General features: G+C 52.1%; 10 protein-coding genes and 1 pseudogene. 6 read left to right on the top strand and 5 right to left on the bottom strand.

What is annotated here, in order from left to right; genetic code table 11:
* Positions 1-185: pseudogene (locus JK211_RS10610) on the bottom strand (DDE-type integrase/transposase/recombinase); the annotation flags it as partial.
* A 614-nt stretch (positions 186-799) separates the two neighbouring features.
* On the opposite strand from JK211_RS10610, the gene JK211_RS10600 reads away from it, so the two are divergent.
* Genes JK211_RS10600 through JK211_RS10580 form a run of 5 tightly spaced genes read left to right on the top strand, consistent with a single transcriptional unit; the run spans position 800 to position 5,771 of the window.
* Complete coding sequence (locus JK211_RS10600) at positions 800-2,368, top strand: ABC transporter substrate-binding protein (RefSeq protein ID WP_212708649.1); 1,569 nt, start codon at positions 800-802, stop codon at positions 2,366-2,368.
* Complete coding sequence (locus JK211_RS10595) at positions 2,368-3,420, top strand: ABC transporter permease (RefSeq protein ID WP_212708648.1); 1,053 nt, start codon at positions 2,368-2,370, stop codon at positions 3,418-3,420. Before JK211_RS10600 ends, JK211_RS10595 begins: the two co-directional genes overlap by 1 nt.
* Positions 3,417-4,268 carry an ABC transporter permease gene (locus JK211_RS10590; RefSeq protein ID WP_212708647.1) on the top strand — a complete coding sequence of 284 codons (852 nt, stop codon included), beginning with the start codon at positions 3,417-3,419 and terminating at the stop codon, positions 4,266-4,268. The genes JK211_RS10595 and JK211_RS10590 overlap by 4 nt, the downstream gene beginning before the upstream one ends.
* Positions 4,258-5,097, top strand: a complete 840-nt coding sequence (locus tag JK211_RS10585) for an ABC transporter ATP-binding protein (protein ID WP_212708646.1) — start codon at positions 4,258-4,260, stop codon at positions 5,095-5,097. The genes JK211_RS10590 and JK211_RS10585 overlap by 11 nt, the downstream gene beginning before the upstream one ends.
* Positions 5,094-5,771, top strand: a complete 678-nt coding sequence (locus JK211_RS10580; RefSeq protein WP_212708645.1) for an ABC transporter ATP-binding protein — start codon at positions 5,094-5,096, stop codon at positions 5,769-5,771. Before JK211_RS10585 ends, JK211_RS10580 begins: the two co-directional genes overlap by 4 nt.
* 344 nt (positions 5,772-6,115) lie before the next feature.
* Here JK211_RS10580 and cspA read toward each other — a convergent pair whose 3' ends face one another.
* On the bottom strand, positions 6,116-6,328 hold the full coding sequence (gene cspA, locus JK211_RS10575) for an RNA chaperone/antiterminator CspA (protein ID WP_212708644.1): 213 nt from the start codon (positions 6,326-6,328) through the stop codon (positions 6,116-6,118).
* A gap of 441 nt (positions 6,329-6,769) precedes the next feature.
* Here cspA and JK211_RS10570 point away from each other — a divergent pair, with 441 nt between their 5' ends.
* Positions 6,770-7,090, top strand: coding sequence for a darcynin family protein (locus JK211_RS10570; RefSeq protein ID WP_212708643.1), 321 nt, complete (start codon positions 6,770-6,772; stop codon positions 7,088-7,090).
* Between the two features lie 71 nt (positions 7,091-7,161).
* On the opposite strand, the gene JK211_RS10565 is transcribed toward JK211_RS10570, so the two are convergent.
* From JK211_RS10565 to JK211_RS10555, 3 genes are all read right to left on the bottom strand, one after another.
* Positions 7,162-7,371 carry a YdgH/BhsA/McbA-like domain containing protein gene (locus tag JK211_RS10565; protein WP_212708642.1) on the bottom strand — a complete coding sequence of 70 codons (210 nt, stop codon included), beginning with the start codon at positions 7,369-7,371 and terminating at the stop codon, positions 7,162-7,164.
* 270 nt (positions 7,372-7,641) lie between these two features.
* Positions 7,642-9,072 (bottom strand): APC family permease, encoded by a 1,431-nt coding sequence (locus JK211_RS10560; protein ID WP_212708641.1) that lies wholly within the window; start codon positions 9,070-9,072, stop codon positions 7,642-7,644.
* A gap of 31 nt (positions 9,073-9,103) precedes the next feature.
* Positions 9,104-9,874 (bottom strand): nitrilase-related carbon-nitrogen hydrolase, encoded by a 771-nt coding sequence (locus JK211_RS10555; protein WP_212708640.1) that lies wholly within the window; start codon positions 9,872-9,874, stop codon positions 9,104-9,106.
* Positions 9,875-10,049 lie beyond the last annotated feature (175 nt).

The raw sequence follows: 10,049 nt of genomic DNA, 5'->3' as shown, positions 1-10,049 counted from the left end.
CGCTGCATTAAAGCGGCAGCCTGTTCACCGCTTTCTGTCTCATGCACTTCATAACCCGTGATTTTCCGGCTGTACAGATCGGTTATCATATACAGGTAATACCAGCGTCCGCACACCACCGACGGTAACCAGGTGATATCCCATGACCAGACCTGACAGGGCCCGGTGGCGGTATAGGTTGTCGGGACTGCGGCCTTTTGCTGACACTGAGGGTAAACTCCCCAGCTTCTCAGCGTTTTAATAACGCGCATTTCTGATGTGCTGAAGCGCATAATATACACTCGGAGTTTATCCGGCGCTGAAAACCCACTCAGAATACTTTTATTGGGCGATTACCATTTAACCGGACATACCGGACTGAAATACTGGATTTTTATCTGTTCAGAACACTGAATGAAGTACGGGAAATGAAAAAACGGAAACCTCAGAAAGTGTCCGGAGCTAAAACTGTTCTGCTTACCATAACCTCTGGTCACGGTGTTTGCGCTGAATAAACTGACGAAAACAGGTACGTTTGAAAACCCGCTCTGCTACAGAAATATCCGTCCGGCGTTTGATTTATTCAACCAGGCCGCAGTATCGGCTCAGTATCCGTGCGTACCGACAGCCTTGTTACCCCGCTGTTTCCGGCGACGGATTTTCTGTTATCCGGGACTGGCAGGGGTGGAAAAAATCCGATAGATTACTGGAGTGATAAGTAACCCTTTATATATAACAATAAAGAATAACAACTGACATCCTGCCGCGGGACACCGGGTTTCCGGTCAGGCGTACGGTCAGTGCTCAGCAAGGAAATCAGATGAAAAAAACGTTAACCGTCCTCGCACTGGCGATGATGGCAACCTCAATGGCCGCTTTCAGTGCAACACCTCCCGATACGCTGGTGGTTGCCCAGTCGCTGGATGATGCCATCAGCTTCGACCCTGCTCAGGGGTTTGAACTTTCTACCGTGCAATCCTTTAACAGCCTGTATCAGCGCCTGTTGCAATCGGACCCGGAAAATCCTGTTGATTTACGTCCGACGCTGGCATCTTCCTGGAAAGCGGGTGCCGATAATCGTAGCCTGACTTTCACGTTGCGTGACGGTGCCAGGTTTGCCAGTGGTAATCCTGTCCGTCCGGAGGACGTCATGTTCTCTCTGTCACGGGTGGTGAAATTAAATCTGGAACCGTCGTTTATCCTCACTCAGCTAGGCTGGAATGCAAAGAATATCGACAGCCAGCTGACAAAAGTCAGTGATAATCAGGTCACTATCCACTGGACGGCGGATGTCAGCCCGTCCTTTGTCCTGAGCCTGCTTTCGGCACCGGTGGCATCAGTGGTCGATGAAAAATTAGCGGACAGTCATCAGACCGCGGGGGATTTTGGTCATCAATGGCTGAATACCCATTCTGCCGGCAGCGGCCCTTATCAGATCCGCCGCTATATTCCCCATGAAGTACTGTTAATGACTGCCAATCCTGACTCTCCGGCAGGGCCACCTGAGCTGAAGAATGTACTGATCAAAAACGTTCCGGAAGTTGCTACCCGGGTGCTGCTGGTTGAACAGGGGGATGCGGATATTGCCCGTAACCTGGGCAGTGACCAGTTCAGTGCATTACAACACCAGCCTTCAGTCAAGCCAGTAGCAGTGCCGATTGCCTCACTCTACTACCTGTTATTTAACCTCAAAGCCTCTCCGGTGCTGAGTAATCCTGCGTTCCTCGAAGCATCCCGTTATCTTTTTGACTATAAAGGTATTGCGGATGATCTGCTACGTGGCCAGTTCTCGGTTCATCAGACATTCTTACCGGATGGTTATCTGGGGGCATTAAAAGACAACCCGTACAGCTATGATCCGGAAAAGGCGAAAGCGATTCTGGCAAAAGCCGGGCTGAAAAATATCAGCTTTAACCTGATTGTGAATAATCAGCCACCTTATCTGGATATTGCCCAGGCATTACAGGCCAGTTTTGCCAAAGGGGGGGTGAAAGTCACCCTTATCCCGGGGATCAGCAGTGAAATCACCTCGAAAATTTCCAGCCATAAATTCGATGCAACCGTGACCTCATGGGGCCCTGATTACTTCGATCCGAACAGTAATGCGGCAGCATTTGCATCAAACCCGCAGGATGGCAGCAGCACCCTGGCTGAACGTGCCGGCTGGGATATTCCTGAACTGACGGCTGAAACCCGGCAGGCAGTGGCGCTGAGTGACAACCAGCAGCGCGCGGCGATGTATCAGAAGCTACAACGTCAGGTACTGAAAAACTCACCTTATGTGATCGGCTTACAGGCGCGTCAGCTAATTGCCCTGCGTAATAATCTGAAAGGTTATCAGCAGGGAATGAACCCGGACATGGTGTACTACAACCGGGTGACAAAGTAATGGTGACCACAGCGCAACCCCCGAGTCGCGCTGCGGGGCTGAGGCGGCTGATACAGCGCCTCGCCGGTAATCTGTTATCACTGGTGGTAACACTGCTCGGATTACTGGCGTTTACCTTCACGCTGTCTCATCTTTCACCGGTCGATCCCGTATTACAGCTGGCGGGCGACCATGCGAGTGCATCGACCTATGGGCAGATCAGGCATCAGCTGGGACTGGACCAGTCACTGCCTGTGCAGTTCCTCGAGTATCTGCGGCAGCTGGCCGGGGAAAATCTGGGCATTTCACAGAGCACTGGTCAGCCAGTCCTCAGTGATTTACTGCGCACCTTTCCGGCGACATTTTCTCTGGCGACCTGTGCGCTGATTGTCGGGTCGGTGTGCGGAATTGGTCTGGCGTTGCTCTCTGTATGGCGTCCGAAAAGCTGGCTTGACCACCTGGCACGGATTATTTCTCTGCTGGGATACTCGGTGCCTGTCTTCTGGTTCGGTTTACTGGGCTTACTGCTATTTTATGCCGTATTACACTGGTCAGCTGGGCCCGGTCAGCTGGATGACCTGTATACTTATACGCTGGAACCGAAAACGGGCATTGTCCTGCTCGACAGCTGGTTATCCGGTGATCGTGAAATGTTTATCAATGCATTGGCCCACTTGTGGCTGCCGGTGGCGATCCTCGGGTTATTATCCACCGCGTCAGTGACACGCCTGTTACGTGCCGCATTATTAGAAGAAAATAATAAAGAATATGTCACCCTGGCACTGGCCAAAGGGGCGGGCCGCTGGCGTATTATCTGGCATCACCTGCTGCCGAATACCCGCGGAACATTAATCACGGTCATTATGCTCTCTTACGTTTCCTTACTGGAAGGATCTGTATTAACAGAGAGTGTATTCTCATGGCCGGGCATGGGACGCTATCTGACTAATGCGCTGTTTGCTTCTGATTTCCCGGCGATCCTTGGGACAACCTTAGTGATAGGTACCTGTTTTATTCTGATCAATGCACTGACTGATGCATTAGTCTGGCTCACGGATCCCGCAACACGATGACTGATTTATCTCACCGCTTATCTGCAACCCCGTCGCGGCGGAAAATTCCTTTTTTACTGGTGACCGGCTGCGGATTATTAACTCTGCTGGTAGTGACGGCGATCTTTGCACCGTGGATCGCTCCGTTTGACCCTGATGCCCAGCAGATGGCCGGACGCTTGCTGCCGCCGTCAGCACTCCACTGGTTTGGTACTGACAGCTTCGGTCGGGACCTGCTTTCCCGTGTGATTTACGGAACACGTCCGACGCTGGTATTAATTATTTTTATCCTGCTGTTAACTGTCCCGGCCGGAATGGCTGTCGGCATGGTGGCCGGTTATGCGGGAGGCTGGGCTGAAAAGATCCTGATGCGTATCACCGATATCTTTTTATCACTGCCAAGTCTGGTCATCGCCCTGGCGATGGTGGCGGTACTTGGCCCGGGGTTACTGAACGGCGCACTGGCTCTCGCCCTGACCAGCTGGCCACCGTTTGCCCGTCAGGCCCGTGCCGAAACACAGCGCTTGCGGCGCAGTGATTACCTTGCTGCCGCCAGGATGCAGGGAATACGCGGTTTGCCGTTACTGCTCGGCCATATTTTACCGCTCTGTTTACCGGGGGCGGTAGTGCGTGCAGCCCTCAGCCTCGGCGGGATTATTTTGTCTGCCGCCGGACTCGGTTTTCTGGGAATGGGGGTTCGCCCCCCTGCGGCAGAATGGGGCTCAATGGTCGCAGAAGGCGGCAAAGTGATTTTTGATCAGTGGTGGGTAGCCGCAGCGCCGGGCGGCGCTATTTTGCTGGCCAGCCTGACCTTTAATTTTATCGGGGACGGTCTGCGAGACCGACTGGATAGCCGACATGACAACTGAACCGACACCCTTCATTATTGCCGATCACTTATCTATTGTGCTGCCGGAAGGGCGGCCGCTGGTGAACAACCTCTCTTTCTGCTTAGGCAAAGAGCGTGTCGCGCTGGTGGGAGAGTCCGGATCCGGAAAGTCACTGACGGCACGCAGCCTGATGGGATTACTGGCGGCAGGGCTTAAAGCGGATGCCCGTCAACTGACAATCGCAGGGCAGGATGCATTGCACCTGTCGGCCGGTGACTGGAGCCGGTTGCGCGGCAGCCAGCTATCTATGGTGATGCAGGATCCGAAATACGCCCTGAATCCGGCACAGACGATTGGCTGGCAAGTGGAAGAACCCCTGATATTACACGGTTCTCTGAACCGTCGTCAGCGCAGAGAAAAAGTGACCGCTATGCTGGATGCTGTCGGACTGCCAAACCCGCAACAACTGATGAAACGCTACCCGAATCAGCTTTCGGGCGGGATGGGGCAGCGTATTATGCTGGCTATAGCCCTGATCACCGATCCGCAATTTCTGATTGCGGATGAACCCACCTCTGCCCTCGATCACCGGATGCGAGATCAGGTGCTGGCCCTGATCCGTGAACTGGTTTCCCGGCGTAATATGGGGCTGCTGCTGATCAGTCACGATTTGCAACAGGTGGCAGACCATTGTCAGAGGGTGATGGTGATGTATCAGGGACAGCTGCTCGATACACTGCCTGCGGCAGAGTTAGCCCATGCCAGCCATCCTTATACCCGTACTCTGTGGGCCTGTCGCCCCGGGCTGACAACCAAAGGTAAGCGTTTACCTACATTAGATCGTGCCGCACTGGAGGTATTATCATGAGTGTTATCCGGCTGAACGGGGTCAGTGTATTTCATCCTGACGGGTATCAGCTGCGGCAGGTAGTGACAGACGCCAGCCTCAGTATTGGCGCGGGGGAGTGTTTCGGTCTGGTCGGACCTTCCGGTTGCGGAAAATCATCCCTGCTCTGGGTTATGGCTGGTCTTAATCCCCACTGGCAAGGGCAAATGACTCTGGCAGGCACGGCCGTACGGGCGGGCGAAGAATTTACCGGCCAGTTACGCCGTGATGTACAGATGGTATTTCAGGATCCTTACGCCTCTTTGCATCCGCGTCACCGGCTGCGGCGGACGCTCGCGGAACCTCTCAAACGGCTGAAACTGGATGCTATTGATGATCGGATTATGCACGGGTTCCGGCAGGCTGGTCTGGATAGCAGCCTGATTGACCGTTATCCCCATCAGTTATCCGGCGGGCAGCGTCAGCGGGTGGCGATTGTCCGTGCCCTGTTACTGCAGCCGAAAATCTTACTGCTCGATGAACCCACTTCGGCGCTGGATATGTCGGTACAGGCTGAAATACTTAATTTACTGAATGATCTCAGACAGGAAAATCAACTGACAATGGTACTGGTCAGCCATGATCCTGATGTTATCGACCATATGTGTGATCGTTCTGTGATGATGAATGCCGGACGGTTAGCCGCGACCCGATAGTGCTGGCGGAAGAAACCCCGGACTACCCTGAACCGTATGTCGGGTTTTCTCTGCCGTATCCTACTGGCGGGCATGGTTACACGCGCTGCCGGCATTACCAGTCTGTCATTGCCCCGAAATGAATATGATCCCTGCAGTCAGCCATCAGGCTGTTGCCTCTGTCATATACGGGTGAAGCGGGGCCAGACCGCGCTACAACCCGGCAGATATCCGGCGGCCCTTGCGGATAAATTTCAGGCAATAAAAAACCCGCACGGGGCGGGTTTCTTTTACTATCAGCGGGTTTATCTGCTCAGGTCTTTACCGTCATCGCTATTGTAAACATCACTGATAATCAGCGCGGCTTACAGCGGGGTAACGTTACCTGCTGCCGGGCCTTTCGCGCCGTTTTCAATGGTGAAGGAAACTTTCTGGCCTTCATCAAGAGTTTTGTAGCTGTCGCTCTGGATAGCAGAGAAGTGTACGAACACATCTTTGGTACCGTCGTTCGGGGTGATAAAGCCAAAACCTTTATCAGAGTTAAACCATTTTACTAAACCAGTCATTTTGTCAGACATAGATACTTCCTTAATTGATGAGCCACTAACTGCGGCGATGATGGCCTGTTATTCGAGAGTTACTTATTGGGCACTTAGGAGGAGACTCGCAAAGGAGGGTATCTGTAGATAACACCTGAACTGAAGACTGCTTTACTAAAACTGCTTTCATAAGGTCTGTTTTACAAACCGATGGCGATATTAATCCATAGCGGTAAAAAATTAGCAAGGTTTTTTTATCTTTTATTTATGCTCCGGCCAGCGAAGCGTTTCTGACAGTGCTGTTGCTGCGCCCGGCCACCGGTCACCGGCTGATATTGTTGTGACCGCCACCGGGGCCGGAAATAAGTGACGGGGCTATCAGACGGTGACATTAACGGTTACAAAAATGCACCCTCGTGCTGCTAAGGTTGTAATAACGTGATGATAATCTGTGAAAAATACTGAATATCTGAGGCGATAATGATCACTGTTTTTGTGCTGTTAAAAACCACCCCTGCATGGCTGCGGCTGGCCCGCAGCGAGAGAAACCGTATTGCGGATAAGGTACTGGCCGATGTACTGAGTGACGGTAAGGTGAGTTTAAGAATGTTTGATGCGGAGGCGTTTACTACCCGTTGTACGGATGTGGCAATGTTCCAGGCCGAAGATATGCAGTCTTTTTATTTTTCCATCGAAAGATTGCGTGATTCTGAATTAATTACCACCCCGTACTTTGAAATTGCAGACATTATCCCGACCATTGAAGACGGTTTTAAAGCGTTCGAAAAAACGCACCGCTGATCGGCGATCTGTTCAGTTTTTTGTTCCCCGGCCGCCGTTACGGGCGGCCTTTTAGCAGCCCCCGTCACTGATTATTTTTTCAGCTCTGCGGTCATATGTATCCGGTTACCGGCAGACGCTTCGGTAATATTGTAACGGGCACCTTCTGCGCTGGCCTGTGCCGCAATTTTTGCTTCTGCACCATCCAGAGTGGAGGCTGTGGCAGTAATGGTCTGAGCAAAGGCTGCGCCGGAGATAACAGAAAAGGCAATAACAGCAACAATATTTTTGATAGCTTTCATGGTGTGTTCCTCAGGGTAATCTTGTTTATACAGTGGGATGTTGTCCCGATAAACAGAAGATTACGCTGACTGCTGACTGAACGAAATCTAATCATTCTGCTGATGTCATTCAAAAAAAATGAATAATTAACGATGTTTTTCTCTGAGGGGGCCGGACTGCAGGTTATTTGTCGTGTGCGGTGGGGGGATCGGAAGGTTAAGACGCGGGGATATGACACAGCCAGCGTGGTGCTGGCTGTGTCAGTTGTACATCAGGCGGTGCTGGCAGGGTCAGGTGTTAGTACTGGCGACCAGAATCTGACGTTTATTAATCACCGAATAGCCAGTCACCAGGGCTGCAACCGGGATAATCGCCAGTAATGTACTGATAAACATACTGCCGCCGGTCAGGGTGGTGAAGTTAGATAACACCATAATCAGTGATACAGACAGTGCCAGCACGGATATCGCCGGAATAATGCGGGTACGCCAGTGTTTGCCGGCGGCCAGTGCTGTATTCTTTTTGAAAAATGCCACCACAGCCACACTGGTCAGCAGCATCAGCAGTACAATACCGACCGTCGATACGGCGGCCATATAACCAAACACCTGGGTCAGCGGCTGCAGTTTACAGGCTGCGCACACTGTGATCAGCAACAGGGCGGTGGCCGACTGAGCCAGTGAGGCATTACAGGGTGACTTATGCTCACCGTGCACCGCCGACAAAAATTTTGGCATAAACCCCTGACCGGCTAATACGTACTGATAGCGGGATAACACATTATGGAAACTCAGCACACAGGCGAAAATACTGCTGATCAGTAATACCTGGATCACATTACTCATCAGGGCACCGTTATACTGACGGGCAATATCCAGCAGCATATTGCCGGTACCGTTTAAGGTGTCATTAGCCACTGCCACCGAGCGGGTATAACCGGCCCCGGTAATCAGCGCCCAGGCTGAAAAAGTATAAAACACACCGATAATAATGACTGCCAGATAGGTCGCGCGGGGAATCGTCTTCTCCGGGTTACGTGACTCATCACGGAAGATGGCGGTGGATTCAAAACCGATAAACCCGGTCAGAGCGAATAATACCGACATTCCCAGTCCGTGAGTAAACGCTGTTTTTGGTTCAAAGGATACCAGGCTGACTCCCTGGGCACCGCCTTCAGACAGAATTGAAAAGTTCATGATCAGCACCACGCCAATTTCCAGAACTAACGCGATACCGAGAATTCTGGAACTCAGGTCAATATGGCGGTACCCGAGAATGGCGACTGCCGCGATAGCCAGCACCGAGTACATCCACCACGGATGCGCGGTTCCCCCGTAATGAACCACCAAATCATTCACCGCCCAGCCCATATAACCGTAGACACCCGCCTGGATCGCCGTATAGGTGACCAGCGCCAGATAGGCTGAACCCATCCCTGCACGTAGTCCCAGCCCCTGACTGATATAAGAGTAGAAGGCACCGGCTTCTTTGACATGGGGAGTCATGGCGACAAACCCGACGGCGAACACCAGCAAGATTAACGACGCAATAAGAAAACCGAACGGTGCACCGACTCCGTTACCAATGCCGATCGCCAGCGGAACATTACCGCCGATCACCGTGAGCGGGGCGGCGGCGGCAATCACCATAAATACAATACTGCCAACGCCCAGGTTTCCGCTCAGTCTGGCGGTTTTCTGACGTGTTTTAGCCTCAGTCATACGGAATTCCTCGCACTTATTATTACACTATTCATAGTATGTCTGTCCGCAAATCACTCAGGTACGGATTCTGTTTCTGAGCCTCAGTGACCTGTGACGGATCAATTTCTGCATATAACAACTGTTCTTCAGATTCGCTGGCCTGGCAAAGCACCTCCCCGTCAGGAGAAGTGACCAGGCTTAATCCGACGTATTCAAGGTGTTGTTCACGGCCGGTTTGATTGACATAGGCCATATACAGCTGGTTTTCCCAGCTACGGGTGGCAATCAGGTGGCGGTTAACAAAATCGAAGGGCTTCATCTGCGCGGTGGCGACGGCCACCAGATGGGCACCGGCGCGGGCCGCAGCCCGGACGGTTTCAGGAAATTCAACGTCATAGCAGATCAGTAGCGCAATATTCAGATCCTTATAGCGGGTGATACATACCGGCTGATTGCCGGGGCTGAACTGACGTTTATCCAGCTCACCAAACAGATGGGTTTTCCGGTATACGCACTGCAACTCCCCCTGTGCCGAGATAAAATAACTGGCATTAAAAATCTGCCCTGCTTCTGCCAGCGGGCCGGTAACAATCATTGCCATTTGCCGCTCTCTGGCCAGGGCCAGTAATTCTGTCAGCGGGAAGCTATCTGCCATGGCAGGGAGATGCTGCTGTAATACATAACCTGACATAAACATTTCAGGTGTGATCAGTAATTCAGCCTGTTGTGATTTAGCCTGTTGAAGTGCCGCCGCCAGCCGTGCCAGGTTAGCCGCATAATCACAGTAACTGCTTTGTGCCTGCCAGATTGCGATTTTCATTATTGTCCCTTTTAACAACCGGTAAAATAAGAAAGCAATATCTGTGCCAGTCACTTTTTGCGATTAACTATAAAATATTCTTATTGTTTAACCGCAGGATACCCGACTGACGGAGAACCGCCCGTGGGAGGTGCTGTGCACCCTGAAGGTGCAGGCCGGCTGCAGGGGGCACTGT

Origin of the sequence: Tatumella sp. JGM130 (genome assembly GCF_018257525.1) — a bacterium.
GTDB classification, from domain to species: Bacteria; Pseudomonadota; Gammaproteobacteria; order Enterobacterales; family Enterobacteriaceae; genus Tatumella; species Tatumella punctata.
The sequence above is the reverse complement of the archived record's forward strand: the minus strand, read 5'-3'. Positions and strand labels throughout refer to the sequence as shown.

What these genes read in the sequence shown, in the direction of transcription:
- JK211_RS10580 (WP_212708645.1), top strand. Translation starts at nt 5,094, where the DNA reads ATGAGTGTTATCCGGCTGAACGGGGTCAGTGTATTTCATCCTGACGGG.
- JK211_RS10595 (WP_212708648.1), top strand. Translation starts at nt 2,368, where the DNA reads ATGGTGACCACAGCGCAACCCCCGAGTCGCGCTGCGGGGCTGAGGCGG.
- JK211_RS10560 (WP_212708641.1), bottom strand. Translation starts at nt 9,072, where the DNA reads ATGACTGAGGCTAAAACACGTCAGAAAACCGCCAGACTGAGCGGAAAC.
- JK211_RS10570 (WP_212708643.1), top strand. Translation starts at nt 6,770, where the DNA reads ATGATCACTGTTTTTGTGCTGTTAAAAACCACCCCTGCATGGCTGCGG.
- JK211_RS10565 (WP_212708642.1), bottom strand. Translation starts at nt 7,371, where the DNA reads ATGAAAGCTATCAAAAATATTGTTGCTGTTATTGCCTTTTCTGTTATC.
- JK211_RS10590 (WP_212708647.1), top strand. Translation starts at nt 3,417, where the DNA reads ATGACTGATTTATCTCACCGCTTATCTGCAACCCCGTCGCGGCGGAAA.
- JK211_RS10600 (WP_212708649.1), top strand. Translation starts at nt 800, where the DNA reads ATGAAAAAAACGTTAACCGTCCTCGCACTGGCGATGATGGCAACCTCA.
- JK211_RS10585 (WP_212708646.1), top strand. Translation starts at nt 4,258, where the DNA reads ATGACAACTGAACCGACACCCTTCATTATTGCCGATCACTTATCTATT.
- cspA (WP_212708644.1), bottom strand. Translation starts at nt 6,328, where the DNA reads ATGTCTGACAAAATGACTGGTTTAGTAAAATGGTTTAACTCTGATAAA.
- JK211_RS10555 (WP_212708640.1), bottom strand. Translation starts at nt 9,874, where the DNA reads ATGAAAATCGCAATCTGGCAGGCACAAAGCAGTTACTGTGATTATGCG.